The sequence below is a fragment of the Microbacterium sp. PI-SA-G genome (genome assembly GCF_057215335.1).
Window position 1 is genome coordinate 1,301,562 of the sequence record NZ_CM170103.1, and the last position, 26,047, is coordinate 1,327,608.

Consider the following 26,047-nt stretch of genomic DNA (forward strand, 5'->3'; position numbering starts at 1 on the left):
AACCCGCTGAGTGCAACAGGAATTCCCGTGCCGCGCGGATCGGTCCGCGCGGATCCGCTCAGGGGCGTCCGGCGCCGCCGAGTTCGGACCGCAGTAGACGCTGCAGGTTCCCGCCCAGCACGGCGACGATGTCGTCTTCGGCCCATCCGCGACGGAGCATCGTCTCGGTGACGTGCGGCAGTCCGCTCGGCCCCTCGAGCTCGGGGATGTACCGGTCGGCCGGGACCCCCTCGACGAGTTCCTGCACGCAGCACGGCGGGGTCGTGTCGTCGAGCACCTCGCGCATGAAATCGGGGCCGAGGCCGATGTGCTCGATGCCGGCGACCGAGGCCATGTGCTCGATGTGGTCGAGGAGCACGTCGAGGGTGTGCGTGTCGGCGTGCAGGTAGGGGGCGTAGAAGTTGACGCACACCACGCCGCCGCCCGCGGCGATGCCCGCCACCTGGCCATCGCTGAGGTTGCGGTGATGATCGAAGAGGGTGCGCGCCGACGAGTGCGACGCCATCACCGGCCGGGTGGCGAGTTCGAGCACGTGGTCCACTCCCCCGATGCCGAGGTGGCTGACGTCGAAGATCATCCCCATCCGCTCCATCTCGGCGAGGGCGCGAACGCCCGCCTTGGTGAGCCTGCTTCCGGCGGCATCCTCACCGCTGCCGTCACCGAAGTAGCTCCGACCGAAGTGAGCGACCGACCCCACGCGCACCCCGAGCCGGTACATCGTCTCGAGCAGTTCGACGTCTTCGGCGATCCCGGGCATCCCCTCGAGCGCCAGCACCAGGGCGATGCGGCCGTCGGCGATCACCCGATCGATGTCGTCGGCGGTGAGGCAGAGGCCCACGGCGTCGGCGTTGCCCTCGGCGATCCGGTGACCGGCTTCGATCATGCGCAGAGTGCGCCGGAGCGAACCTTCCGGGCGATACTCCTCGTCGACGAAGACCGGCAGGATCTGCAGATTCACTCCGCCGTCGTGCAGCTGGGGCAGCCACTGCGCGCGGAAGAAGTCCGACCACTGTTCCGAGGGTCGTGTCGCCACTGCGGAGAGCAGGTCGTTGTGCGCGTCCGCGACAATCGCGCGGTGGTGCAGTTCAGCGGCCTGTTCGTGGGGCATGTGTGCCTTCTCCGGTGTGCTCGTCCGTCAACAGATATGTGGACGAGCCTAAGGCCGGATCGGACCTGCGAATGACCGTGCGTCGAGCAGCTCAGGCCGCGGCGGACTCCCGCGCCAGCAGGCTCTCCTTGACGCCGAGGCCCCAGGCGAAGCCGCCGAGGGTGCCGTCCGTCCGCAGCACGCGGTGGCAGGGGACGAACAGCGCAGGCGCGTTGCGCGCGCAGATGGATGCCGCCGCCCGCACTGCGCGCGGATTGCCGAGTCGCGCCGCGAACGAGGTGTAGGTCAGTGGGGCACCCGCGGCGATCTCGCGCAGCGCCGCCCAGCCGGTCATCTGCAGCGCGGTTCCGCTCTGGCTCACGGCGACCGTGTCGATGGCCGCGATGTCACCGGCGTAGAACGCCGCGACGGCTGCGGCCGCGTCGGTCTCGCGCTCCTGCAGGTCCTGCGGGCGCAGCCGAGCCGAGAGACGCCCGAGGATCGTCTCGACGTCGTCGGTCCACCCGGAGGAGAGCACGCGCTGGCGGTCGTCGGTGAGGATCGTGAAGGCTCCGTCGGGGGTGTCGATCGTCTGGATGAGGGCGGTCGGGATGAGGGCGTTCATGGGGTCTCCTTCGAGATCATCGGTGCGAGGGTGGCGGGCGGGCGACGCACTGTGCGCGACGGCCGGGCGGGAGCCGCACGCCAGAGGTGGGCGGAGAGGTAGCTGCGCCACGGGGCGACGCGCTCTGCCCAGGCCGTGAGAGGCGCGGGCTCGGCGGGCAGTCCCGACGCGGCGGCGCCTGCCCGCATCGCGACGTCGCCGGGGAGCAGGATGTCGGGGTCGCCGAGCACCCGCATGCGCACGTAGTCGGCCGTCCATGGGCCGATCCCGGGCATCGCCAGCAGCGCCGCCCGCTGCGCGGCGCCGTCATCACCGACGGTGAGCGTGAGCGACCCCTCCGCGAGCGCCGCTGCGGCACCGGTGATCGCCCGGATGCGCGCGGCGGGTCCGCGCAGGACCTCGGATCCGTGCTCGGCGATCGCCGCCATGGTCGGGAAGAGCAGCCCGTCGTCGGTGCGCTCCCCCAGCGCGTCGGCGAGCGCGGTGAGCGCGGTGCGGGCTGCGACGACGGTGATCTGCTGACCCACCATCGCGCGCATCAGCATCTCGTGCGGGTCGGCCGCTCCGGGCACGCGGATGCCGGGCGTGCGGGCCACGAGCGGTGCGAGCTCGGCGTGCGACGACAGCGCCTCATCGATCGCGAGCGGGTCGGCGTCGAGGTCGAACAGCCGGCGCACGATCGCGACGAGCGGCGCGAGGTCGGCGAGCTGCGCGACCCGGGCCCGCAGGTGCAGGCGGGCCGCGGGATCCTGTCGCACCTCGAACCACGCCGGACCCCCTGCCATGCGCAGATGCCGCGAGAACGTGGTCGGCGTGGCCTCTTCGACGCCCGGAAGCGCCCGTGCCTGCATCCAAGCGAAGACGCCGCTGGCATCGAGCGGTGCGCGGTGCGGAAGCACGAGGTCGATGGTTCCCGGCGCGGCCGCTGCCGGTCCCCGACGGCGTGCCCGCAGCTCACCGGGCGTGAGGCCGAACACCTCGCGGATCGTGTCGTTGGCCTGGCGGATGCTGGCGAACCCGGCGGCGTAGGCCACGTCGGAGACGGGCATCTCGGTGCCGACGAGCAGCATGCGCGCGGTGTGGGCGCGATGCGCGCGGGCGAGAGCCAGCGGACCTGCTCCGAGTTCTCCGGCCAGCAGCCGCGTGAGGTGACGAGCGGAGTAGCCGAGTCGGGCCGCGAGCCCGGGGACGCCCTCGCGCTCCACCACGCCCGACGAGATCAGCCGCATCGCACGTGCCGCCGTGTCTCCGCGCACATCCCACGCCGGCGATCCGGGCGCGGCCTCGGGAAGGCACCGCTTGCACGCTCGATAGCCGGCTTCGTGCGCCGCCGCACTCGTCGCGAAGAAGGTGACGTTCTGCGGCTTCGGCGTGCGCGCGGGGCAGCTCGGGCGACAGTAGATGCCGGTGGAGCTGACCGCCGTGACGAACTGCCCGTCGAAGCGGGTGTCGCGCGCGCTGATCGCACGGTAGCGCTCATCGAAGTCGGTCAGGGGGAGGCTCATGCCACCACTCTGCCACGCCCCTCCGACACCGACTGGCGGAAATCGGACATCACGGTGGCGCCTCGTACCCCGGGCACGAGGCGCCCGCGGACTCAGTGGAAGAAGTGGCGCTCTCCGGTGAAGAACATCGTGACGCCGGCCTTGCGCGCGGCATCCACGACCTCTTCGTCACGCACCGATCCGCCGGGCTGGACGATCGCGGTGACGCCCGCGTCGATCAGCACCTGCGCCCCGTCCGCGAACGGGAAGAACGCATCCGACGACGCGACCGACCCTGCGGCCCGATCCCCCGCGCGCTCCACGGCGAGGCGGCAGGAGTCGACGCGGTTGACCTGACCCATGCCGACGCCGACGGTCGCGTTGTCCTTCGCGAGCACGATCGCGTTCGACTTGACCGCGCGGCACGCCTTCCACGCGAAGATCAGGTTCTCCATCTCCTCGTCGCTGGGGCGCTCGCCCGAGACGAGCTCCCAGTTCTTGGCGACCGAGCCGATGTCGTCGGGGAACCGGTCGGCGTCCTGCAGCAGCAGTCCGCCCGAGACCAGACGCACGTCCATGCGCTCCTGCTGCCAGTCCTCGGGCAGCTGCAGCAGACGCAGGTTCTTCTTCGTCTTGAAGACCTCGAGGGCCGCCGGCTCGAACGACGGCGCGACGATGACCTCGGTGAAGATGTCCTTGAGGTTCTCGGCCATCTTCAGCGTCACGGTGCCGTTCGCGGCGATCACGCCGCCATAGGCCGAGACCGGGTCGCACTCGTGCGCGCGCAGGTGCGCGCTGGCGATCGGGTCGAGCGCGTTGGGCGCCGTCGTCGCGATGCCGCACGGGTTCGCGTGCTTGATGATCGCGACGGCGGGCTTGATCATGTCGTACGCGGCACGCAGAGCGGCGTCGGCGTCGACGTAGTTGTTGTACGACATCTCCTTGCCCTGCAGCTGACGGGCCTGGGCGATGCCGTGTCCGCCGGCGCGGGTGTAGATCGCGCCGCGCTGGTGCGAGTTCTCGCCGTAGCGCAACGTGGCCAGACGCTCGGCCTGGATGGTCAGGTGCGCCGGCAGGTCGTCCTCGGTGTTGAGCGTTCCCTCGGCGAACCACGATGCCACGGCCGTGTCGTACGCGGCGGTGTGGGCGAAGGCGCGCGCGGCCAGCTCGCGGCGCTGCGCCAGCGACGTGCCACCGGACTGGATCGCGCTGATGACTCCCGGGTACGACTGGGGTGAGACGACGATCGCGACGTTCGCGTGGTTCTTGGCGGCGGCACGCACCATCGCGGGCCCGCCGATGTCGATCTGCTCGACCACGTCATCGCCCTCGGCGCCCGACGCGACGGTCTCCACGAACGGGTACAGGTTCACCACGACCAGGTCGAACGGCGCGATGTCGAGTTCGGCGAGCTGGCGCTCGTGATCCTCGAGGCGCAGGTCGGCCAGCAGTCCGCCGTGGATCTTGGGGTGCAGCGTCTTGACGCGCCCGTCGAGCATCTCGGCGACGCCCGTGACCGCGGCGACATCGGTGACCTCGTAGCCGGCCTCGCGGATCGTGGCGGCCGTCGAACCGGTCGAGACGATCTCGGCACCGGTGTCGGCGAGCGCGGCTGCGAGCGTGAGCAGGTCGGTCTTGTCGCTCACCGAGATGAGGGCGCGACGGATCGTCACCGTGTCGCGATCGCGGTACAGCGAGTGGTCGTGGCGGGGGCCGGCCATGATGGACTCCTTCGTGCGTGAGGACGTGCGGAAGATCGTGCGGGGATCGTGCGTGCGGGAAAGTCGTTCAGTGTGCGGAGGTCAGCGACAGTTCGCCGGTGGCGATGCCGCGCACGACATCGATCAGCAGTCGTCGCTCGACCGGCTTGATGCGCTCGTGCAGGCTGTGCTCGGTGTCGCCCGGCAGAACCTCGACGCGCTCCTGCGCGAGGATCGGCCCGGTGTCGACGCCGTCGTCCACGACGATCACGCTCGCGCCGGTCTGCGTCGCCCCGGAGGCCAGCGCGTCGCGGACGCCGTGCGCGCCGGGGAACTCCGGAAGATACGCCGGGTGCGTGTTGATCAGACGCGGCGAATAGCGGGCCACGAGCGAGGGCGGCAGCAGGCGCATGAGCCCGCTGAGCACCACGAGGTCCGGCGTCCAGACGTCGAGCTGACGTGCCAGCTCGTCGCCCCAGGCCTCGCGGCTGTCGTGCTCGTGCCACGGCACCGTGAAACTGGGGATGCCGAACTCCTCGGCATGCGCCAGCCCGTCGGCTTCGCGGTCGGCACCCACCACGACGACACGCGCCGGAAAATCGGGATGACGAGCGGCCTCGAGGAGGGCGCGAAGGTTCGAGCCGGTGCCCGAGATGAGAACGGCGACCGTGAACACGCACCCACTCTACCGGGGCGTCGCGGTGTCTTCCGGCTCGGGCACAGTGTCATCTGCCTCGTGAGCGTCCGTCATCTCGGCGTTCCAGCGGTCGGTGCGCTCCTCGGCCAGCTCGTCGCGGTTGCGCGGCGACAGCAGCAGGATGGCGGCACCCAGCAGCACCTCGCCGCCGAGGGCGAGCGCGAACGGCAGCGGAGAGGGTCCGATGTCTGCCAGCCGCCCCGGGCCCATCGACCCGCTGACGAGCACAGCGGCCAGCGCGGCCACTCCCGCCGTGACGAGACCGATCCCGAGTGCGATCACGGCACGCGGAGCCATCGCGAGAGGCGTTCCCTCCCAGACCAGGCGGGACCGCACGGCCCACCCGGCGACCGCTCCGGCGCCGATGGGCACGAGCACGACGATCATCATCCAGATCGAGCTGTTCTCGGGGATCAGACCGAAGATCGGGATGCCGGGGACCACTCCGAGCTGCGTGCCCGCCGGCGAGACCGCGGTACCGACACCGATCGCGAACCCGGGTCCGGCGAGCCACGACACGGCCCACACGATCAGCGTCGGCAGGTAGAGGAGCTGCCCGAGCGCGAGAACCGACGCTCCGAGCGCGTCGACCCGTCCCGACTGGAACAGTGTGACGACCTCTCCCCCGCGCAGCAGCGCCATGAGGGCCGTGGCGACGGCCCCCGCGCCGAGCACCGCGACCAGCGAGAAGGCGGCGCCGCGTACGATCGTCGCCGGCACCGGGCCCCAGTCGCCCCAGGAGTCGATGAGGTCGTGCAGCCGATCGATCACGCCGCCGTCGCCGTCCTCCCAGGCGACGCGCACCGCGCCGCACAGCGCGCCCACGAGATAGGCGGCCGACGGGGCGATGATCGAGAGCGCCAGCGAGGTCTCTGCCGCCCCGACGCGGGCGCTGAGCGCCACGACGGCGGCGATCGCCGCGAAGACGACGGTGCCCCCGAGGACGCCAGCGAGCCACGCGCCCGCCCTGGCCGCGCGCGAGCCGGAGCGTGCCGCGAACAGCACCGTGAAGAGCAGGAAGGCCAGCGGGGTGATCGAGACCGTGAAGGCGGCGGCCTCCGGCGGGATGGCCAGCGCGACGACCAGTTCGGGCGGGAGCGCCACGTCGATCGGAACACCGTGCCCGAACGCCCACAGCGTGCCGGTGAGCGGCCAGAGCGCACCCCAGTCGGCCGTGATGCCGAACGCCAGCGTCCACAGCAGCGTCAGCGGAGCGAGCAGCACGACGAGACCGACGGCGGCCGCGATGGCGGCGTCGATGGCGGCGAGGAGCGCGACGAGGAGGCGTTGCATAGCGATTCGAGACTACGACGAGAACCCTGTGGCCACCCGGGGGCGCGCGCGGGTGCGGGCGACGCGATATTGTCTCCTGCGGAGGTTCCCCCGATGACTACTGCCCCGTCCCCTGCTCCCGCGACCGCGGAGCCCAAGAACGCGCTCGATCGCTTCTTCGAGATCAGCAAGCGCGGATCCACTGTCGGCACCGAGATCCGGGGCGGTCTGGTGACGTTCGTCACCATGGCGTACATCGTGATCCTCAACCCGATCATCCTCACCGGCGCCGCCGATGTCGACGGCACCACGCTGGAATTCAGCGCCGTCGGTGCCGCGACCGCCCTCACCGCCGGCGTGATGACGATCCTGTTCGGACTCGTCACGCGCCTGCCGTTCGGATTCGCGGCGGGCCTCGGCATCAACGCGTTCGTCGCCTTCTCCGTCGTCGGCCAGGTCACCTGGGCCGAGGCGATGGCGCTCGTGATGATCAACGGCATCGTGATCGTGCTGCTCGCCGCCACCGGCCTGCGAAAGCTCATCTTCGACGCCGTGCCGTTCCAGCTCAAGATCGCGATCACGGTCGGCATCGGCTTCTTCATCGCGTTCATCGGCTTCGTGAACTCCGGCTTCGTCACCGCGACCGGTGCGTCTTCGCCGCCGGTCGGCCTCGGTGTCGGCGGATCCGTCGCGACCGTCCCGACCATGCTGTTCGTCGCGACCCTGATCGTCACCGGCATCCTCGTGGCCCGCAAGGTCAAGGGCGGCCTGCTGATCGGCCTCGTCTCGGGCACCGTGCTCGCGGTGATCGTCGAGGCGATCTGGCACCTCGGCCCGCAGGTCGGCGCCGACGGCGAGGCCAACCCCGGCGGCTGGAGCCTCACGGTTCCGGCGCTCTCGGGCTCGCCCGTCAGCTTCCCCGACCTCAGCCTGATCGGCGCGGTCGACTTCGGCTTCGACTTCTCGAAGGTCAGCCTCGTCGCCCTGGTGATGATCGTCTTCACCCTGGTGTTCTCGAACTTCTTCGACGCGATGGGCACCATGACGGGCCTGGCGAAAGAGGCGAACCTGGCCGACGAGAAGGGCGACTTCCCGCGCATCAAATCGGCTCTGATCGTCGAGGGCGTCGGCGCGATCGCCGGTGGCGCGACCTCGTCGTCGTCGAGCACCGTGTTCATCGAGTCCGGCGCCGGCATCGGCGAAGGCGCCCGCACGGGTCTCGCGAACGTCGTGACCGGTGTGATCTTCCTGCTGGCGATGTTCCTCACGCCGCTCACCTCGATCGTCCCCACCGAGATCGCCGCGGCTGCGCTGGTGATCGTCGGCGCGATGATGATGGCCCAGATCAAGTACATCGATCTGGGCGACTTCGCCGTGCTGCTGCCGGTGTTCCTCACCGTGACCGTGATGCCGCTGACCTACTCGATCGCCAACGGCATCGGCGCGGGCTTCGTGAGCCGGGTGCTCGTGCAGGCCCTCTCGGGCAAGGCCCGCTCCGTCAGCCCGCTGCTGTGGGCCGTCGCGGCCGGGTTCGTGCTGTTCTTCGCCCGTGGTCCGATCGAGGCGCTGTTCGGCGTCGGCATCTGACACACGATCGCGAAGGGGCGGATGCTGCGGCATCCGCCCCTTTTCGTGCCCGACTGCTTCCGGGCATGAAAGAAGGCCCCAGAGTGGAGTCCGGGGCCTTCAGATCAAGCGTAGCTCAGATCAGAGCGCTTCGACGATCTCACGCATCAGCGCAGCGGTCTCGGACGGCGTCTTGCCGACCTTGACCCCGGCGGCCTCGAGGGCCTCCTTCTTGGCCTGCGCGGTGCCCGCCGAACCCGAGACGATCGCGCCGGCGTGGCCCATCGTCTTGCCCTCGGGAGCGGTGAAGCCGGCCACGTAGCCGACGACCGGCTTGGTGACATGCGCCTTGATGTAGTCGGCGGCGCGCTCTTCCGCGTCTCCGCCGATCTCGCCGATCATGACGATCGCCTTGGTCTCGGGGTCGGCCTCGAACGCGGCGAGCGCGTCGATGTGCGTCGTGCCGATGACCGGGTCGCCGCCGATGCCGATGGCGGTCGAGAAGCCGAGGTCGCGCAGCTCGAACATCATCTGGTACGTCAGGGTGCCCGACTTCGACACGAGGCCGATCGGCCCCTTGCCCGTGATGTTCGCGGGCGTGATGCCCACGAGCGCCTCGCCGGGCGTGATGATGCCGGGGCAGTTCGGTCCGATGATGCGGGTGGTGTTGCCCTTGCTCTGCGCGTAGGCCCACGCCTCGGCGGAGTCGCCGACGGGCACGCCCTCGGTGATGACGACGAGCAGCGGGATCTCGGCGTCGATGGCCTCGATCATCGCGTCCTTGGTGAAGGCACCGGGGACGAAGGCGATCGACACGTCGGCGCCGGTCTCCTTCATGGCCTCGGCCACGGAGGCGAAGACGGGGAGCTCGACGGCGTTGCCGTCCTTGTCGGTGTGCGAGACCGTGGTGCCGGCCTTGCGGGCGTTGACGCCGCCGACGACCTGGGTGCCGGCCTTGAGCATGAGTGCCGTGTGCTTTGTGCCCTCGCCGCCGGTGATGCCCTGGACGATGACCTTGGAGTCCTTGTTGAGGTAGATCGACATTTCTTCAGTCCTTGTGTCTCAGCGCCGGGTCAGGCGTTGGCGAGCTCGGCGGCCTTGTCGGCGCCCTCGTCCATGGTTCCGGCCAGGGTGACGAGCGGGTGCGCGTACTCGGCGAGGATCGCGCGACCCTCGTCGACGCGGTTTCCGTCGAGACGGACGACGAGCGGCTTCGATGCCGTGGCACCCAGCGTCTCGAGAGCGCCCTTGATGCCGTTGGCGACGGCGTCGCACGCGGTGATGCCGCCGAAGACGTTGACGAAGACGCTCTTGACCTGCGGGTCGCCGAGGATGACGTCGAGGCCTGCGGCCATGACCTCTGCCGAGGCGCCGCCGCCGATGTCGAGGAAGTTCGCGGGCTTCACGCCGCCGTGTGCCTCACCGGCGTACGCGACGACGTCGAGCGTCGACATGACCAGTCCTGCGCCGTTGCCGATGATGCCGACCTGACCGTCGAGCTTCACGTAGTTGAGTCCGGACTGCTTCGCCTTCGCCTCGAGGGGGTCGGCGGCGTCCTTGTCCTCGAGCGCCTCGTGCTCGGGGTGACGGATCTCGGAGGCGTTCTCGTCGAGCGTGACCTTGCCGTCGAGGGCGATGATGTCGCCGTCTTCGGTGCGGACCAGCGGGTTGACCTCGACCAGCGTCGCGTCCTCGCCCTTGTAGACGTCGTAGAGCTTGACGAAGACATCGGAGACCTTCTCGATGAGGTCCTCGGGGAAGTTCGCCGCGCGAGCGATCTCGACGGCCTTCTCCTTGTCGATACCCGTCAGCGGGTTGACCTCGATGCGGGCGAGCGCCTCGGGCTTCTCGACGGCGAGCTGCTCGATCTCCATGCCGCCCTCGACGGAGCAGAGGGAGAGGTAGGAGCGGTTCGCGCGGTCGAGCAGGACCGAGAAGTAGAACTCCTCGGCGATGCGGGCGCCCTGGGCGACCATGACGCGCTTGACGATGTGGCCCTTGATGTCGAGACCGAGGATCGCCTTCGCGGCCTCGTATGCCTCGTCGGGGGTCTTCGCGACCTTGACGCCGCCTGCCTTGCCACGACCACCGGTCTTGACCTGAGCCTTGACCACGACGACGCCGCCGATCTTCTCCGCGGCTGCCTTCACCTCCTCAGGGGTGTCGGCGACGATGCCGGCGAGAACCGGCACTCCGTACTTTTCGAAAACGTCTCGTGCCTGGTACTCGTACAGATCCACTGTGGTTCCTTCACTGGGCTGCTGTCTGGTAATTCTCTCGATGTCGAGACATCGACCAGTCTCAAAGCCTACTACCTCGGCATCACCGCTCCTTCTGCCGGAGGTCTAGGCTTTCGCCCATGCACGAATCCGCAGAACTGCGCACCGGCGTCGTCGCCGCCGCGCTCGAGCTCTTCGCCGCGCAGGGGTTCGACCAGACCTCGGTCGAGCAGATCGCGAAAGCGGCCGGCGTATCGAGGTCGACCTTCTTCCGCCAGTTCGGCGGCAAGGAGGACGTGGTGTTCGCCGATCACGAGGCCCTGCTGCAGCGCCTGCGGGAGTTCCTCGCCGAGGGCCATGACGACCCCTGGGGCGCCGTGTGCGCGGCATCCGAATCCGTCTTCTCGCACTTCGCACACGACCCCGAGCTCGCGCGGCGTCGCTACCAGATCGTGCGCGAGGTGCCGGTGCTGCGCGAACGCGAGATCATCACGGTGTTCCGGTACGAGCGCCTGTTCGACGAGTACCTGCGTGGGGCGCTGCCCGGCGTCGATCCGCTGGACGCCGTCTCGTTCGCCGCGCTCGTGACCGCCGTGCACAATCACGTGCTGCGTCAGCTGCTGCGCGGCACGAAGAAGGTGCCGCTGTCGACGCTGCAGACGGCGCTCGGCGACGTGCGCCGCCGCTACGGCGTGCAGGCCGAGACGACGCAGAGCGCCCCGGATGACATGGTGGTCGCCGTCTTCCCGCGGTCGATGCCGATCGCCGAGGTCACCCGGCGCCTGCGCACGACGCTCGACTGAGCCCGCGCTCGATCCGGTCCCTGGGGCCGCGTCGCATCGGCGTACCCGATGTGGTGGAACCGAGTATCGGAGCGTACGATACTTGGTGTCATCGAAGGAGCACCATGAGCAGCGAAGATCTTCCCTTCCCCGGCGAGCGCGTCGCCTCGTACGACATCACCGCACGTCAGGACAGCGACTATTACGCGGTGTTCGCCGACATTCCTGATGCCGACCGCGCCGCCTGGGACCGCGCGAAGGCGTACGTCGACGAGGTCGCCCCGCAGATGGCCGATGCATGGGACCGCGCGGAGTACCCGCTCGACGCCGCTCGCCGCATGGGCGAGATGGACCTCGTCGTCGACGGCATCGACCACCCCGACCTCACGCGTCTGTCGCCGCTGGCCGCCGGCCTGGTGAACATGGAGATCTCGCGCGGAGACGGCTCGCTGGGCACGATCCTCGCGGTGCAGGGTGGCCTGGCCCTGCGCACACTGGCCCTCTTCGGCTCACCCGCACAGCAGGAGCGCTGGCTGGCCCCGCTGGCGAATGCCTCGGTGCTGGGCTCGTTCGCCCTGACGGAACCCGACCACGGCTCCGACTCGGTCTCACTCGAGACGTCCGCTCGACGCGACGGCGACAGCTGGGTGCTGCGCGGAACCAAGAAGTGGATCGGCAACGGCGCCTCCGGCGGCATCACCTTCGTCTGGGCACGCGTCGACGACGAGAGCGCCGAAGAGCACGGCGCCGTCCGCTGCTTCCTCGTCGAGCAGGACACCCCCGGGTACACCGGCACGGTCATCCGCGGCAAGGCGTCGCTGCGGGCGATCCACCAGGCGCACATCGTGCTCGACGACGTGCGGGTGCCGCTCGACGCGGTGCTCCCGGGCACCCACAGCTTCAAGGACGCGTCGATCGTGCTGTACGCCACCCGCTCCGGTGTCGCGTGGTCAGCCCTCGGCCACGCGATCGCCTGCTACGAGGCGGCGCTGGCCTACGCGACTCAGCGTGTGCAGTTCGGCAAACCGCTGGCGAAGTTCCAGATGGTCCAGGAGCGCCTCACCCACATGCTCGAGGACGTCACCGCGATGCAGCTCTACTGCCGCCGCCTGGCCGACCTCGAGAACGCCGGCGAGCTGCGCGCCACACAGGCGTCGCTGGCGAAGTTCCACAACACGCGTGCGGCCCGCCGCGTCGCCTCGACGGCCCGCGACCTGCTCGGCGGCAACGGCATCCTGCTCGAGAACGGCGTCATGCAGCACCTCGCCGACATCGAGGCGATCCACACCTACGAGGGCACCGAGAGCGTGCAGGCGCTGCTGCTCGGACGCGACATCACCGGGATGAGCGCGTTCGTCTGAGTCGGTCGTCCCGCTCAGGCCCATCGCTCGAGCGGGGCGGTCAGTCGCAGCCGCAGCCGCCGGCCGGGGTCTTCACCATGAAGCAGACGTCGCAGACGCCGTAGTCGCGATCCTCGACAGGCTTCGACGGACGCTCCGCGCGGGGCGACGATGCCGCGCGCGGCGTGGTCGAACGCTTGGCCGCGCGTGCCGGTGCGAGCGGGATGAACTCGCTCGGGTGGCTCACGTAGAAGTACGGCGCGCGCCCCTCACTCGGCTGCAGGCGCAGCGGGGCGGAGCCGACGACGAGCCGCTCGTCCTCGGTGAACCCGTTCGTGTACGTGCGACCGATGTGCAGGGCAGCACCCTCACCGAGGCGGATCGCCTCGATGTAGCGGCCTCGGTCGATGAACGAGCTGATGCCGACGGCGTCGACGATCGACGCGATGAACGCGTGGTTGGACGGATCGATGCGGTGCGCGCGAAGCGCTTCGGCGAGCGAACGGTACGGACGGGAGGTGCCTGCGGGGGTCGGCCCCTGTACTTCTTTCATCTCCTCCAGGATCGCACGTTCGGAGCAGCGATTCGACCACTCTTCGCGGAGAGCGTGCAAGACTTGCCCCATGGCACGGGCGACGATCATCGGCTCCGGTCCGAACGGGCTCTCTGCAGCTGTCGCGCTCGCGCGCGCGGGCTACGAGGTGCGCGTGCTCGAGGCGGCCGAGACGATCGGCGGCGGCACGCGGACCGTCGAATCCACGCTGCCGGGCTTCCTGCACGACGTCTGCTCGGCGGTGCACCCGGCCGGCGCGGCCTCACCCTTCTTCCAGGCCTTCGGGATGATGGAGAAGCTCGAGTGGATCCACCCCGAGATCTCGTACGCGCACCCGCTCGACGGCGGTGATGCCGGGATCGCCTGGCGCGACATCGAGCGCACCGCAGAGCACCTCGGGGTCGACGGCTCCGCCTGGCTCGCGCGGCTGCGTCCGCTCAGCACGCACATCGAGGGGGTCTCGGATTTCACGGGCAACCAGGTGCTGCGCATCCCCCGCGATCCGATCACCGCGATCCGCTACGCCACCCGCATGCTCGACCAGGGAACCGCTCTCGCGAGCCGCGCATTCCGCACGGACCGCGCCGCCGCGCTGATGTCGGGGGTCACGGCGCACGCCAACACCCCGCAGCCGACGCTCGCGGGCGCGGCAGCCGGACTGCTCCTCGCCGCTCTCGGACACGCGCGCGGCTGGCCATACCCGGTCGGGGGCACGCAGCGCATCGCCGACGCACTGATCGCCGACCTCGAAGCGCACGGCGGCACCATCGAATCCGGAACCCACGTGACGGACCTCGCCGATCTCGACTGGGGCGACCCCGCCCGCGGCGACCTGCTGGTGCTGAACACCACGCCCCGTCTGGCGACCACCCATCCGGATGCTCCGGCCGGCTACGTGCAGAAGATCCAGGCCTACCGCTATGGACCCGGCGCAGCGAAGGTCGACTTCGCGCTCGACGGACCGATCCCCTGGGCCAACGAGCACGTGCGCGATGCCGCAACGGTGCATCTCGGCGGCACCAAGGCCGAGGTCTGGGCGAGTGAGAACGCCGTCGCCGAAGGACGTGTGAGCGAGCGCCCGTACGTGCTGGCCGTGCAGCCGTCGGTGTTCGATCAGACGCGGGCGCCCGAGGGCAAGGCCGTGCTGTGGGCGTACATCCACGTGCCGAACGGGTCGGACCTCGATCCGACCGAACTGATCACGAAGCAGGTCGAGCGGTTCGCCCCCGGCTTCCGCGACCTCATCCTGGCGCATCACGCCGTGCCCGCCTCGGCGCGCGAGGCGCTGAACCCCACCGAGCTCGGCGGCGACATCTCGGGCGGCGTGTTCGATCTGCGTCAGGCCGTGAAGCGCCCGGTGGTCTCGCCCGCGCCCTGGCGCACCCCGATGCGCGGGGTGTATCTCGCATCGGCATCGACCCCGCCGGGTCCCGCGGTGCACGGCATGGCCGGCTGGTACGCCGCCCGCACCGCTCTCGCCGACGCGGGGACACCGGCCACGCTGGCCGAGCTGTTCCGCTGAGCCCGACGACGGCGCGCGGCCCTTCCGCTCGTCCGGGAGCGCGGCCAGGATGGGTGCATGTCCTACGAGATTCCGGCGCCGATGCTCGCGAAGGCCGCCGCCACCGTGCCCGACCCCGCGAAGACCCCCGGCGGACTGCTGTACGAGCCGAAATGGGACGGCTTCCGCGGGCTCATCTCGTGGGACGGCGAGACCGTCGAGATCGGCTCCCGCGGGGCGAAGCCCCTCACCCGGTACTTCCCCGAGCTCGTCGACGCGGTGCCGGAGCTGCTGCCCGGTCCGTGTCTGCTCGACGGCGAGATCGTCGTGGCCACGGGGCCCGAGGGAGCGCAGCGACTGGACTGGGAGGCGCTGAGTCAGCGCATCCACCCGGCGGCGTCGCGTGTGGCGAAGCTCGCGGCCGAGACGCCGGCGATGTTCATCGCGTTCGATCTGCTCGCCGAGGGCGACGATGATCTCCTGGCCGTCCCGTTCGAGACGCGGCGCTCACGCCTCGAACGCCTGATGGCGGGTGTCGGGCATCCGCTGCACATCACCCGCACGACCCGTGATCGCGAGGCGGCCGTGCGCTGGCTCGCCGAGTTCGAGGGCGCGGGTCTCGACGGTGTCGTCGCCAAGCCGCTCGCTCAGACGTACGCGCCGGGCAAGCGCACGCTGATCAAGGTCAAGCACGCACGCACCGCCGATGTCGTCGCTCTCGGGTATCGCGTGCACAAGTCGGGCTCCGGCGTGGGCTCGCTGCTGGTGGGTCTGTACGACGACGACGGCACCCTGCGCCAGGTGGGCGGAGTCGCCGCCTGGAGCGATGTGCGCCGGCAGGAGCTGGTGCGGGAGCTCGAGCCGCTGGTCGAGCGCGACGACGCCGGCGATGCGGTGACCGGCGAAGGCGAGCGGTCGCGATTCAGCAGCTCGAAGGACGTCTCCTTCGTGCGGCTGCGCCCCGAGCTCGTGCTCGAGGTCCGCTACGACCAGCTCGAGGGCGCGCGGTTCCGGCACACCGTGCAGTTCGACCGGTGGCGCCCCGACCGTGAGGCGCGCTCGTGCACGTACGGCCAGCTCGACACCGTCGCCGGCTACGACCTGGCCGACGTGATCGGCTGACCGACTCAGTCCTCGTCGACGGGGTTGCCGTCGGCATCCCAGTGCGCAGCCACCTTCTTGCTCGGCTGCACCCGCGGCGGCTCCCCCGGCATCTTGGGGAACTCCGGCGGGAACGACAGCTCGCCCAGACCGTCGGCGACGTCACGCTCCCACCACGAGAGCAGTGTGTCGATGCGTCCGGGTGCCGCCTGCATCTGGGCCCATGGGTCGCCCACGTCGGCGAGTCGCTGGGGGATGCTGCGCACGGTGAACCCATGCGGCTCGAGGCCGTCGAGCTCCTCCCAGTGCACAGGGGTCGACACCGTCGCGGTCGGCAGAGCGCGCGGGCTGTACGCGCCCGCCATGGTGCGGTCGCGGTTCGCCTGATTGAAGTCGACGAAGATGCGCTCTCCGCGCTCCTCCTTCCACCAGTTCATCGTGACCTGCTCGGGCATGCGACGTTCGAGCTCTCGCCCGGCGGCGATCACGGCGTGCCGCACGTCGAGGAACTCGTGGGTCGGCTCGATCGGCGCGAAGATGTGCAGGCCGCGGTTGCCACTGGTCTTCGCGAACGCCTCGAGCCCCGCCTCGCGCAGCACCTCGCGCAGCGCGTGCGCGGCGACGACCGCGTCGGCGAAGTCCGTGCCGGGTTGCGGGTCGAGGTCGATGCGCAACTCGACCGGGTTGTCGGAGTCGGTCGCCAGCGACGCCCACGGGTGGAACACGATCGCGTTCATCTGCACCGCCCACACGATCGCGCTCGCCCGGTTCAGCACGATCTGCGGATGCTGACGGCCGCTGTTGTACGTCACGGTCACCGCATCGACGAAGTCCGGCGTGCCCTTCGGCGGGTTCTTCGAGAAGAAGGCCTCGGCCCGGGGGCCGTCGGCGGATCCGACCCCGTCGCGGAATCGCTCGAGCGAGACGGGCCGGTTGCCGTTCGCGGCGAGGAAGGGCGTCGAGACGATCTGCACGTACTCCGCCAGTTCAGCTTTGGTGATGCCGACGTCCGGCCACACCACGCGGTTGGGGCTGGAGAGGGCGACATCGCGCTCCCCGTCGGAGTCGGCGACGGTCACGGTCACACGTTCTGAGGCCATGATCCGACCCTAGAGCGCGACCGTTGCGTACGGAACCCCCGGCTCAGTCGCCGAGGTCGACCGCCAGCACGAGCACCGGCGCGAGCGCCTCGCGGTCCAGCACGATCGACGGCCCCGCGGAGTCGACGATCACGCCCGCCATCTCGGCGTGGCTGGAGAGCACCTTCGCGAGCTGCTCGGGCGCGAACGGCAGCGGACGGTCGCCGCGACCGAGCGCGATCACCTCGAGCGGGTGCGAGAACAGCTGCAGGAATCGCTTGCCGTCGGTGGTCTGCGCCTCGGCGATGCCGACCGGTCCCCCGCCGCCGCCGTCGTTCACGGCGACCCACATGCGCGTGGTCGCGAGCGCCTCGCCGACCTTCTTCATCGTGTCCTGCGCGCGGGGCGCTGCGACCAGCGACTTGACGGTCATGTTCACGTCGGCCTGCTCGAGGGTCTTCTCGAGCAGCTCCGTGGGGAAGACCACACGGTGCGGAGCCGAGGCGTTGTCGACGATGAGCCCGGCGAAGTCTCCGGACACGACCTGCTGCAGCACCGAGGTGACAGGCTGTGCGACCGCGGAGGTCTGCGTCGGATCGGCCTCGAGCTTCACGGAATCGCGCACGGCGCCCGCCGAGCTGAACGCGAGCATGAACTGACGCTCGCCGTCACGCACCACGGCCACCGACAGTGGCTTGCCCTCGCTGATCTGCGCGCGGGCGTCGCCGGTGACCCGGATGTACAGATGTCCCTGCAGCGCCTGACGCATCACGCCGAGCAGCTGCTCGTTCGTCGCACCGGCTTCGATCTGCTTCAGCGACTCCCGCAGCAGGACGTTGTCCTTCATGCCCGTCACGGTCTCGGTCTGCTCGGGCGGCAGCACCGGTGCCAGCGGCAGGCGACGCTCGTCGGGTTCCGCCGCGGCGGCGGACTGCGGCGGTCGCGGTGGGGCTGTCACAGTCGACGCGCTCACGGGCGGCGCGGCGGCCGGCGGCGTGCTCATCGACGATGCCGACGCCTGCGCACTTTGATCCGCCGGATCGGGAAGCGAGACCTCGGGACCGGCGGCAGCGCCGACTCCGCGGAACGCCTGCACCGAGATGCCGATGGTGGGAGCCGCGACCTCCGGCTCTGAGGAGTCGGGCTCTGCAGATGCGGCCGGCGACGTGGCTGTCTGGTCGGTCTCGGGGGCGTCGGCGCCGGAGGCGACAGCATCGTCGACGGACTTCTTGCGGCGGGAGAAGAGGGCCATATCTGCCAGCCTAACCCGCTGCGGCAGCGCTGCGACGCGGTCTAGATCTTCTCGATCGGAGCGACCTTGATCAGGAGCTTCTTCTGCCCGGCGGAGTCGAAGCGCACGTGCGCGATGCGCTTGGCACCCTCGCCCGTCACAGCGTCGACGCGGCCCTCCCCGAAGTCGGAGTGACGGATGCGATCGCCGGCGGTCAGCTCGAGATCGCCGTTGTCGCGCATCTTGGCGGTGACCCGGTTGGGGAACTTGTCCATCGCCGTCGACAGCGGCCGCAGCGAGTCGCTGCCCGACAGCGGCTTGACGCCGAAACGATCGCCGGAGCCGGAGCCGGACCCGCCGAAACCGCCCGAACGCCGGGCGTTGAGCGCGCGTGACTGCATGCCGCCGCGGGAGTTGACGTCGCCGGGAGACTGCTTCCAGTCGATCAGCGCCGCGGGGATCTCCTGCAGGAAGCGACTGGGCATCGCGACGGTCACCTCGCCGAACTGCGCTCTGGTCATCGCGAGAGACAGGTGCAGCCGCTTGCGCGCACGGGTGATGCCGACGTAGAACAGCCGACGCTCCTCCTGCGGGCCGCCGGGCTCCCCCGCCGAGATGCGGTGCGGGATGAGGTCTTCCTCGACGCCGGTGACGAAGACCGCATCGTATTCGAGCCCCTTGGCGGTGTGCATGGTCATCAGCGAGACGCTGCCCGACTCGTCGTCGAGGTCGTCGGCGTCGGAGACGAGCGTGACCTCGGTGAGGAAGTCGACGATCGTGCCCTCGGGATTGTTCCGTGCGAAGTCGCGCGTCACGGCGACGAACTCGTCGAGGTTCTCGACCCGGGCCTCGTCCTGCGGATCGCGGCTGGCGCGCAGTGCGTCGAGGTAGCCGCTCTTCGACAGCAGCAGGCTCAACCCCTCGGCGACCGAGGTGGGAGGCGGGAGCTCACCCGAGGGCGGCAGCAGGATCGCGGTCGCCTCGACCAGCACCGCGTCGAGCTGCGCGATCGCGCCCTGGATCTTGGGCCCGAAGCCCAACTGCGACGAATTCGCCAGCGCATCGCGGAAGCTGATGTCGTGCTCCTCGGCGAAGCGGGCGATCGCCGTCTCTGTCACATCCCCGATTCCGCGACGCGGCTTGTTCAGGATGCGGCGGACCGACATCTCGTCGGCGGGGTTCGCGACCGCGACCAGATACGCCAGGGCGTCCTTGATCTCGGCACGCTCGTAGAACTTGGTGCCGCCCATGATCTTGTACGGCACGGCCGAGCGGATGAAGATCTCTTCCAGGGCACGCGACTGCGAGTTGGTGCGGTAGAAGACCGCCATCTCGGAGTATGGCATGCCGGCGCGGTGGAGCGCCTCGATCTCGTCGGCGACGAACTGCGCCTCGTCGTGCTGCGAGTAGCCCGTGAAGCCGACGATGCGGTCGCCGTCGCCCCGGTCGCTCCAGAGCTTCTTGTCCTTGCGGTCGAAGTTGTTGCCGATCACGGCGTTCGCTGCCGAGAGGATGTTCTGCGTGGAGCGGTAGTTCTGCTCGAGCAGCACCACCCGCGCTCCCGGGAAGTCGCGCTCGAACTCGCTGATGTTGCGGATGTCTGCGCCTCGGAACGCGTAGATCGACTGGTCCGAGTCGCCGACCACGGTGAGCGAGGCCCCGGAGGTGTCGTCGTGCTCGGAGGGCGCCGGGTCGGGCTCGAAGATCATCATGCCGTTGGAGGCATATGGTTCCGGGGCGGACCCGGACGAGCCGGAGACGGGACGCGTGAGTTCGTGGATGAGGGCGTACTGCGCGTGGTTCGTGTCCTGATACTCGTCGACGAGGATGTGACGGAAGCGGCGCCGGTAGGTGTCGGCCACCTGCGGGAACGCGCGGAACAGATAGACGGTCTGCCCGATCAGATCGTCGAAGTCGAAGGCGTTCGCCCGCCGCAGCCGGCGCTGGTAGTCGGCGAAGACCTCGACGAAGACCCGTTCGGCGGGGTCGGACATGTTGGCGTCTCGCGCGTACGACTCGGCATCCGACAGCTCGTTCTTGAGCTTCGAGATGCGCCCCTGCACCGACGCCGGCGTCAGACCGTAGGCGTCGGCCTCGTGCTCTTTGACGAGGCGCTTGATGAGCGCCCGGGAGTCACCGGAGTCGTAGATCGTGAAGGTCTTGGTGAAGCCGAAGTGCTCGGCCTCGCGCCGCAGGATGCGCACGCACGCCGAGTGGAACGTCGAGATCCACATACCGCGCGCCACGTCGCCGACGAGGCCGGCGACGCGCTCGCGCATCTCACCCGCGGCCTTGTTGGTGAAGGTGATGGCGAGGATCTGGCTGGGCCACGCCTCACGCTTGCGCAGCAGCGAGGCGATGCGGCGGGTCAGCACACTCGTCTTGCCGGAGCCTGCGCCCGCGACGATGAGCAGCGCGGGGCCGCGGTAGGTGACGGCTTCGAGCTGCTGCGGATTGAGGCCGGCGAGGAGGTCGTCCTGACCCTGGGGGCCGGCGGTTCCGGAGACGATGAGGGGAGCTTCGGTCATGGCTCTTCGAGTCTAGGCGGCGGTACCGACACCGCGGCACGGAGGCCCTGACACCGCGGCGCGGAGCCCCTGGTGTCACCGTCGCCCGGGCACACGCAGCCTCGGGAACACGAACGACGGGGCGGACGGAGACCTGCTCCGTCCGCCCCGTGGTGGGCGTGCTGCCTGAGGTCAGGCGCTGTGGCGTCGGCGACGGCCGACGATCAGCCCTCCGGCGATCAGCAGCATCAGCGCGAGCGCCACCGCTGCCACCGGCAGCTCGGCACCGGTCGTGGCGAGATCGCCGTCTGCTCCGCTGCCGCCGCCGTCACCGCCGCTGCCGCTACCGTTGCCGTCTCCGTCGCCGCCCCCGTTGCCGCCGTCATCGCCGGTGACCGGCGGGGTGTCGCCGCCGCCTCCCGGGGTCTCGACGCCCGGGAGCGTCCCGACCCGCAGCGACTGCGAGGGGAAGCCGTCGGCGAACCACCACACGGGCCGCTGGCCGTCGACCGAGAGCGAGGCCGGCGCCGTGGCGAAGCCCTCGTTGTTGATGTCAGGCATGCCCGCCGGCCGCGCGTGGTGCGCGAGGCCGGGCTGCGCGGTTCCGTTGAGGGTGATCTCGGCCGACTCGCCGTGGCAGCCGTCGTCGCACACCGCCCACAGCACGTTGCGCACGCTGTCGTAGTCCAGCGCCATCACTCCGCCGAGTCCGGGCTCGATCTCCGACACGAGCGTCGCTGCGCCGTCGGCCGCGAGGGCGAAGGCGTAGACGTGACCGTTGTCCTCGACTGCGACGAAGAACAGCCCGTCACCGTGTCCCGCGTACGACGCGGATTCGAGGCCGCGCCGGTGTTGTCGTCGAACAGCGCTCCGGCGAGCGCCGAGTCCGGCACCCACTGCACGGCCTCCATGCCGAGGTTCGCGCCCACGGCGGGCAGCAGCGCGGTCAGGTCCCACTCCTCGGCGGCGATCAGGTCGCCCGCAGCCGAGTCGGGGTCGACCTTCAGGACCACGTTCTGGTTCACGCCCTTGTCGCTGTTGTCCCGCTCCGAGGCGACGTACACGAAGCCGTCGCCGTCGACCGTGATGCCCTCGGTGTCGGGGCCCGCGGCATCCGGGTTTCCGGCATCCTTCTGGAACCGGACGCGCTTGCCGTCCTCCCAGCCCTCGATCTTCTCGACCGAGCCGTCGGCCTCGGCATCCAGCTTCCAGATGCGACCCTCGCCGTTGTCGACGGCCCACAGCACGGCGCCGTCGGCGGTCTCCTGCACGTCGAGTCCCGAGCTGTCCTCGAGGAACATCGGCGCGTCGTCGAGCACGCGCACCTCGGCGGAGCCGGGCCACGGGGTGACCGCGATCTCGCCTGCGCACACGTTCGGCGCGCCCTTGGTCGACTCGGCCGTCACCGCGAAGGGACCGGTCGTGTCGGGGCAGCGTCCCCAGGTGGTGGCCGCGTGGCCCTCGCCCCAGGAGGTCTCGTCGACGAGCAGGTCGCCGTCGAACAGCCGCACCACGTCTGCGCCGCCGAGTCCGAAGCCGAGGGCCTCGCGCTCGATGACGAGGTGGGCGCCCGCGGCGATCGTCGTGCCGGCGGGGATCGTGTAGGCGTGGCTGTCGTCGTCGTCCTTCACCACGACGCCCGCGACGTCGAGCGTGCCCGAGGTCGGGTTCACGAGCTCGACCCAGTCGTCGGGCGATCCGCCGTCGGACTCGACCTCGTTGATGCGCACGGGGTTGCCGCACGCGTTGCGCATGCCCTTGGTCGAGACCTCGATGTCGACGAAGTCTCCGGTGCCGTCGGCGCAGCGCGCCAGGACTCCCGCGGCGTGAGCCGTGTAGACGTGTTCGGCGACCGTGTTGCCGTTGGCGTCGCGAATCGTGACCGTGTCGCCGTTGCCGAGCCCGAAGACGAAGTTCGTCGGCTGGTCGAAGACGAAGTACGCGCCGGGCTCCAGCATCGTGCCGGCGGGCAGCGGCGTGGTCTCGTTCGCGTGGCTGTTGGGGTCGCTGTCCATCAGCGTCCAGCCCGACAGGTCGACGGCCGCGCTGCCGGTGTTCAGCACCTCGACCCAGTCGGTGGCGTCGCCGTTCGACTCGATCTCGTTGATGACGACCGGGGGCAGAACGCAGGAGTTGGTGGCACCGGGGGTCGTGTAGGCGAGCATGAACTCGCCGACGCCGTCGGGGCAGCGCGCGAACGTCGCAGCAGCGAGGTCTGCGCCGATCGCGGCGTGCGCAGACCACGGCTTCGTGTCGTCCACCAGTGCACCGGTGGTGTCGAACAGGCGGATACGGTCAGTGCTGCCGATCCCGATCGGATCACGGAACGCGGTCTCGACGCCGGCCACCAGGCCGATCGAGCCCTCCTCGACGAGCAGGTACTCCCCCGCGGCGATGGTCGTGCCGGGCAGGAACTGCCACCGGTGGTCGTCGGAATTGTCGCGGATCTCGTAGCCCGAGATGTCGAAGGCGGCGGTGCCCGGGTTGTAGAACTCCACCCAGTCGGCGGGCTGCGAGTCGACCTCGTTGATCAGGATCGAGCCGTCGACCGGTGCGACGGAGCAGTCGTTCGCCGCTCCCGGGGTGGCGGCGGTGGCATGCGCCCACTCCCCGGTGCCGTCGGGGCAGCGCGCCCAGACCGCCAGCGGAGCCGTGTTGGCGTAGGCGTATGAGTCGATGACGGCGCCGGTCGGGTCGTAGAGCACGACCTCGTCGCCCTTGCCAAGCCCGAAGTCGAAGTCGACATCCTTCTCCAGCACCAGGAACGCGCCGGGTGCCAGGGTCGTGCCGGCGGGCGCGGCGCCGAAGACGTCGCGCTTGTCGTCGGAGATCTTCCAGCCGTCGAGCGACACCGCCTCGGTGCCGGCGTTGTAGAGCTCGACCTGGTCGGCCAGACCCGTCTGCGCGTCGTCGTAGACGATCTCATTGAGGACGAGTGCGGATGCCGCGAGCGGCGTCTCGACCTCGGTGGTGCGGGGGCCGGGAGTGGCACCGGTGGCGGCGGCGGGGGCGGCGAGCAGGGCGGCAGCGCTGAGAGCGCAGACCACCGTGACCGAGACCCCGCGATGCAGGCGGGACATGGAGCTCCTGATCGGGTTCGGGACGGGTACCCGTCCAGACCATCGATCACGGATGACGGCGCCACGACTCCTCGGTGGACGCCGGGTGAACGCGCGGTTGCCGTTGCGCTCGGCACACCGCACTCAGGCGATGCGTGTGCCCGGAGGCAGACGACGCGCGGGCGTCCGGGTGCGTGCCCAGGCGCCCGCGAAGAGCCCGCCCGCGATCACGATCTGCACCCCGAGTCCGACGAACCAGCTGGGCACGGTCGAATCGATCACCTCACGCGGGGTGGGACCCATCGCCCCCACCGCGCACTCGTCCCACCGCTGCTCGATCGGCGGCTGCTGCGCACTGCGGACACCGAGCTTGATCTGGCCGAACAGGTCGACCGGATACTCGTCCTTCGAGAACTCGGTGGGGGTCGCGTCGGCGAGCACCACGAACGGGTTCGCGGCGAGCGCCCACCACACGTAGTCGTAGCGGGGCACCTCGTAGGTGTAGGTCTGCCAGCTCTCGCAGTCCACGTTGCCGGCGGAGTCGTAGGGGCGGCTGTAGTTCGTCGCCTCGCTGCGCACCGCGAGCCCGCCCAGGCCGAAGGCGATCAGCGTGCCGATCACCAGTGCGGCCACGACCAGGTAGGTCGCGGCGACCGAGAACAGCGGACGCGCGATGACGCCGCTCAGCCCGACGCCGATCGTCGCCACGATCACGATCTCGGCCGCGAGCACGAGGAGCGAGACCAGCAGCACGAGCGCGTCGGCCCCGCCGCCCAGCAGCGACAGGGCGAGGAACGGGAGCGCGACCAGGAGGAACGCCCCGCCGGTCGTGATCGCCGCGAGGAGCTTGCCGATCATGATGTCGCCGGTCGTGGCCGCCGTGACCTGGATCGCCGCGAGGGTCGCGGCATCCCGATCGCCGTTGATCGCGTTGCCGCTCAGCGTCGGTGACACCAGCACGACCAGCAGCAGCACCATGTTGACGACGATGGAGTAGACCCCCGCGCCGACGGCGTCGCCCCAGGAGTAGACGAGGAAGGCCAGCACCGTCACCGCCAGCAGGATGACCACGAAGACGCCGACCAGCACGTACCACCCGACGCTGCGCAGGCGCTGGGTCAGCTCGAGTCGAGCGATCGTGGTGATGTGCGAGATGCTCATGCGCCTGCCTCCGTGGGGTTCTGCGGGGCGGGCGGCGGGGCGGACGGTGGTGCGACTGCCGGGGGTGGCGGCGCCGGGACCGTGGCGTGCTGGCGCAGGTTGAGGAAGGTGTGCTCGAGGGCGCTCTGCGCCGGTGCGAACTCCGACACGGCCAGCCCCGCCTCGATCAGTCGACGCAGCGCGTGCACCGCGGCATCCTCGTTCTGCATGCCGATCAGCAGGGCGCCGCGATCAGCGCCCAGCGCGTCAGGACTCACGCCGAGCGCGGTGGCCACCTGCCACGCGTCGGCGTTCGCACGCTCGGTGGTCGCGCCCGCGAGCCGCAGCCGCCACGCCCGCACACTCGCCTGGGCGGGCGCGGCGTCGACCACGCTGCCCGCGACCATGAACACCGCGTCGTCGACGACCTCTTCCAGCTCGGAGAGGATGTGGCTCGAGATCAGGATCGTGCGTCCCTCGGCGGCGAGCCGACGCAGCAGCACCCGCAGCTGCACACGGGCTTCGGGGTCGAGGCCGGATGCCGGCTCGTCGAGCAGCAGCACCTGCGGGTCGTGCACGAGTGCGCGGGCCAGCCCCAGCTTCTGCTTCTGGCCGCGCGACAGCACCCGCGCCGGGGAGTCGGCGAGCTCGGTCAGCTCGACGAGGGCGAGGAGCTCGACGGCGCGGGCCGCGGCATCCGTCGGAGAGATCCCATACAGCCGGGCCGTGGTGACGACCGTCTCGCGAGCGGTCAGCGAGGGCCAGGCTCCGAGCGCATCGGGCATCCAGCCCAGCATCCGACGGGCGGCGAGCGTGTCTTCGGCGGGATCGACGTCACCGATGCGGATGCTGCCGGAGTCGGGTGCCAGCAGCGAGGCGAGCATCAGCAGCAGTGTGGTCTTGCCCGCACCGTTCGGGCCGATGAGACCGGTGACGCGGCCGGCATCGGCACGGAGTGTCGCCGCGCGCACCGCCTGCACGGATCCGAACGACCGGCTGACGGCATCCACGACGATTCCACTCATGCGGTCAGTCTGGCATCCCCTCCTCGCGAACCCGTGGACCTCGCGGCGGATGTCCAGCCCGCCGCGCCCTTCGCGGCCG

Annotated in this window: 21 protein-coding genes; 5 read left to right on the top strand and 16 right to left on the bottom strand. The window is 70.2% G+C overall.

The window, feature by feature from the left end:
- Positions 1–58: 58 nt before the first annotated feature.
- The 6 genes from AC2D10_RS06390 to AC2D10_RS06415 all read right to left on the bottom strand — a co-directional run bounded on the left by AC2D10_RS06390 (position 59) and on the right by AC2D10_RS06415 (position 6,886).
- On the bottom strand, positions 59–1,108 hold the full coding sequence (locus tag AC2D10_RS06390) for a dipeptidase (protein WP_484711177.1): 1,050 nt from the start codon (positions 1,106–1,108) through the stop codon (positions 59–61).
- A 91-nt stretch (positions 1,109–1,199) separates the two neighbouring features.
- Positions 1,200–1,712 carry a methylated-DNA--[protein]-cysteine S-methyltransferase gene (locus tag AC2D10_RS06395; RefSeq protein ID WP_484711178.1) on the bottom strand — a complete coding sequence of 171 codons (513 nt, stop codon included), beginning with the start codon at positions 1,710–1,712 and terminating at the stop codon, positions 1,200–1,202.
- Positions 1,709–3,217, bottom strand: coding sequence for a DNA-3-methyladenine glycosylase 2 family protein (locus AC2D10_RS06400; RefSeq protein WP_484711179.1), 1,509 nt, complete (start codon positions 3,215–3,217; stop codon positions 1,709–1,711). The genes AC2D10_RS06395 and AC2D10_RS06400 overlap by 4 nt, the downstream gene beginning before the upstream one ends.
- 92 nt (positions 3,218–3,309) lie before the next feature.
- Positions 3,310–4,917, bottom strand: coding sequence for a bifunctional phosphoribosylaminoimidazolecarboxamide formyltransferase/IMP cyclohydrolase (purH, locus tag AC2D10_RS06405; RefSeq protein WP_484711180.1), 1,608 nt, complete (start codon positions 4,915–4,917; stop codon positions 3,310–3,312).
- A 67-nt stretch (positions 4,918–4,984) separates the two neighbouring features.
- Positions 4,985–5,572 (bottom strand): phosphoribosylglycinamide formyltransferase, encoded by a 588-nt coding sequence (purN, locus tag AC2D10_RS06410; RefSeq protein WP_484711181.1) that lies wholly within the window; start codon positions 5,570–5,572, stop codon positions 4,985–4,987.
- Positions 5,573–5,581: 9 nt separating this feature from the next.
- Positions 5,582–6,886, bottom strand: a complete 1,305-nt coding sequence (locus tag AC2D10_RS06415; RefSeq protein ID WP_484711182.1) for a cell division protein PerM — start codon at positions 6,884–6,886, stop codon at positions 5,582–5,584.
- 93 nt (positions 6,887–6,979) lie between these two features.
- Between AC2D10_RS06415 and AC2D10_RS06420 the strand changes: the two genes are divergently transcribed.
- On the top strand, positions 6,980–8,452 hold the full coding sequence (locus tag AC2D10_RS06420; RefSeq protein WP_484711183.1) for an NCS2 family permease: 1,473 nt from the start codon (positions 6,980–6,982) through the stop codon (positions 8,450–8,452).
- Positions 8,453–8,572: 120 nt separating this feature from the next.
- On the opposite strand, the gene sucD is transcribed toward AC2D10_RS06420, so the two are convergent.
- Both sucD and sucC read right to left on the bottom strand, forming a co-directional pair.
- On the bottom strand, positions 8,573–9,475 hold the full coding sequence (sucD, locus tag AC2D10_RS06425; RefSeq protein ID WP_056508436.1) for a succinate--CoA ligase subunit alpha: 903 nt from the start codon (positions 9,473–9,475) through the stop codon (positions 8,573–8,575).
- A 29-nt stretch (positions 9,476–9,504) separates the two neighbouring features.
- On the bottom strand, positions 9,505–10,671 hold the full coding sequence (gene sucC, locus AC2D10_RS06430; protein ID WP_484711184.1) for an ADP-forming succinate--CoA ligase subunit beta: 1,167 nt from the start codon (positions 10,669–10,671) through the stop codon (positions 9,505–9,507).
- Positions 10,672–10,790: 119 nt separating this feature from the next.
- On the opposite strand from sucC, the gene AC2D10_RS06435 reads away from it, so the two are divergent.
- Together AC2D10_RS06435 and AC2D10_RS06440 are read left to right on the top strand one after the other, a co-directional pair.
- Entirely contained in the window at positions 10,791–11,453 is a 663-nt protein-coding gene (locus AC2D10_RS06435; protein WP_484711185.1) for a TetR/AcrR family transcriptional regulator, read from the top strand.
- A 104-nt stretch (positions 11,454–11,557) separates the two neighbouring features.
- Positions 11,558–12,793, top strand: a complete 1,236-nt coding sequence (locus tag AC2D10_RS06440; RefSeq protein WP_484711186.1) for an acyl-CoA dehydrogenase family protein — start codon at positions 11,558–11,560, stop codon at positions 12,791–12,793.
- Positions 12,794–12,833: 40 nt separating this feature from the next.
- On the opposite strand, the gene AC2D10_RS06445 is transcribed toward AC2D10_RS06440, so the two are convergent.
- The gene (locus AC2D10_RS06445) at positions 12,834–13,325 is read right to left on the bottom strand and encodes a hypothetical protein (protein WP_484711188.1); all 492 of its coding nucleotides are present in this window, start codon (positions 13,323–13,325) and stop codon (positions 12,834–12,836) included.
- A 70-nt stretch (positions 13,326–13,395) separates the two neighbouring features.
- Between AC2D10_RS06445 and AC2D10_RS06450 the strand changes: the two genes are divergently transcribed.
- A complete protein-coding gene (locus tag AC2D10_RS06450) occupies positions 13,396–14,847 on the top strand; it encodes a phytoene desaturase family protein (RefSeq protein ID WP_484711189.1) in 1,452 nt (483 codons plus the stop codon).
- Positions 14,848–14,904: 57 nt separating this feature from the next.
- Positions 14,905–15,948 (top strand): ATP-dependent DNA ligase, encoded by a 1,044-nt coding sequence (locus tag AC2D10_RS06455; RefSeq protein WP_484711190.1) that lies wholly within the window; start codon positions 14,905–14,907, stop codon positions 15,946–15,948.
- A gap of 5 nt (positions 15,949–15,953) precedes the next feature.
- Here the strand turns inward: AC2D10_RS06455 and ligD are convergent, their stop codons facing one another.
- The 7 genes from ligD to AC2D10_RS06490 all read right to left on the bottom strand — a co-directional run bounded on the left by ligD (position 15,954) and on the right by AC2D10_RS06490 (position 25,968).
- Complete coding sequence (ligD, locus tag AC2D10_RS06460; RefSeq protein WP_484711191.1) at positions 15,954–17,027, bottom strand: non-homologous end-joining DNA ligase; 1,074 nt, start codon at positions 17,025–17,027, stop codon at positions 15,954–15,956.
- 43 nt (positions 17,028–17,070) lie between these two features.
- Positions 17,071–18,258 (bottom strand): SseB family protein, encoded by a 1,188-nt coding sequence (locus tag AC2D10_RS06465; protein WP_484711192.1) that lies wholly within the window; start codon positions 18,256–18,258, stop codon positions 17,071–17,073.
- Positions 18,259–18,299: 41 nt separating this feature from the next.
- Positions 18,300–20,765, bottom strand: coding sequence for an ATP-dependent helicase (locus tag AC2D10_RS06470; RefSeq protein WP_484711193.1), 2,466 nt, complete (start codon positions 20,763–20,765; stop codon positions 18,300–18,302).
- A gap of 171 nt (positions 20,766–20,936) precedes the next feature.
- A complete protein-coding gene (locus AC2D10_RS06475) occupies positions 20,937–21,473 on the bottom strand; it encodes an LPXTG cell wall anchor domain-containing protein (protein ID WP_484711194.1) in 537 nt (178 codons plus the stop codon).
- Positions 21,440–23,824, bottom strand: coding sequence for a lamin tail domain-containing protein (locus tag AC2D10_RS06480; RefSeq protein WP_484711195.1), 2,385 nt, complete (start codon positions 23,822–23,824; stop codon positions 21,440–21,442). The genes AC2D10_RS06475 and AC2D10_RS06480 overlap by 34 nt, the downstream gene beginning before the upstream one ends.
- A gap of 123 nt (positions 23,825–23,947) precedes the next feature.
- Complete coding sequence (locus AC2D10_RS06485) at positions 23,948–24,964, bottom strand: ABC transporter permease (protein WP_484711196.1); 1,017 nt, start codon at positions 24,962–24,964, stop codon at positions 23,948–23,950.
- Positions 24,961–25,968, bottom strand: a complete 1,008-nt coding sequence (locus tag AC2D10_RS06490) for an ABC transporter ATP-binding protein (RefSeq protein ID WP_484711197.1) — start codon at positions 25,966–25,968, stop codon at positions 24,961–24,963. Before AC2D10_RS06490 ends, AC2D10_RS06485 begins: the two co-directional genes overlap by 4 nt.
- Between the last annotated feature and the right edge of the window lie 79 nt (positions 25,969–26,047).

Coding starts and splice junctions, on each gene's coding strand:
- AC2D10_RS06390 (WP_484711177.1), bottom strand. CDS start 1,108: ATGCCCCACGAACAGGCCGCTGAACTGCACCACCGCGCGATTGTCGCG.
- AC2D10_RS06395 (WP_484711178.1), bottom strand. CDS start 1,712: ATGAACGCCCTCATCCCGACCGCCCTCATCCAGACGATCGACACCCCC.
- AC2D10_RS06400 (WP_484711179.1), bottom strand. CDS start 3,217: ATGAGCCTCCCCCTGACCGACTTCGATGAGCGCTACCGTGCGATCAGC.
- purH (WP_484711180.1), bottom strand. CDS start 4,917: ATGGCCGGCCCCCGCCACGACCACTCGCTGTACCGCGATCGCGACACG.
- AC2D10_RS06415 (WP_484711182.1), bottom strand. CDS start 6,886: ATGCAACGCCTCCTCGTCGCGCTCCTCGCCGCCATCGACGCCGCCATC.
- AC2D10_RS06420 (WP_484711183.1), top strand. CDS start 6,980: ATGACTACTGCCCCGTCCCCTGCTCCCGCGACCGCGGAGCCCAAGAAC.
- sucD (WP_056508436.1), bottom strand. CDS start 9,475: ATGTCGATCTACCTCAACAAGGACTCCAAGGTCATCGTCCAGGGCATC.
- AC2D10_RS06435 (WP_484711185.1), top strand. CDS start 10,791: ATGCACGAATCCGCAGAACTGCGCACCGGCGTCGTCGCCGCCGCGCTC.
- AC2D10_RS06440 (WP_484711186.1), top strand. CDS start 11,558: ATGAGCAGCGAAGATCTTCCCTTCCCCGGCGAGCGCGTCGCCTCGTAC.
- AC2D10_RS06445 (WP_484711188.1), bottom strand. CDS start 13,325: ATGAAAGAAGTACAGGGGCCGACCCCCGCAGGCACCTCCCGTCCGTAC.
- AC2D10_RS06450 (WP_484711189.1), top strand. CDS start 13,396: ATGGCACGGGCGACGATCATCGGCTCCGGTCCGAACGGGCTCTCTGCA.
- AC2D10_RS06455 (WP_484711190.1), top strand. CDS start 14,905: ATGTCCTACGAGATTCCGGCGCCGATGCTCGCGAAGGCCGCCGCCACC.
- ligD (WP_484711191.1), bottom strand. CDS start 17,027: ATGGCCTCAGAACGTGTGACCGTGACCGTCGCCGACTCCGACGGGGAG.
- AC2D10_RS06465 (WP_484711192.1), bottom strand. CDS start 18,258: ATGGCCCTCTTCTCCCGCCGCAAGAAGTCCGTCGACGATGCTGTCGCC.
- AC2D10_RS06470 (WP_484711193.1), bottom strand. CDS start 20,765: ATGACCGAAGCTCCCCTCATCGTCTCCGGAACCGCCGGCCCCCAGGGT.
- AC2D10_RS06480 (WP_484711195.1), bottom strand. CDS start 23,824: ATGTCCCGCCTGCATCGCGGGGTCTCGGTCACGGTGGTCTGCGCTCTC.
- AC2D10_RS06485 (WP_484711196.1), bottom strand. CDS start 24,964: ATGAGCATCTCGCACATCACCACGATCGCTCGACTCGAGCTGACCCAG.
- AC2D10_RS06490 (WP_484711197.1), bottom strand. CDS start 25,968: ATGAGTGGAATCGTCGTGGATGCCGTCAGCCGGTCGTTCGGATCCGTG.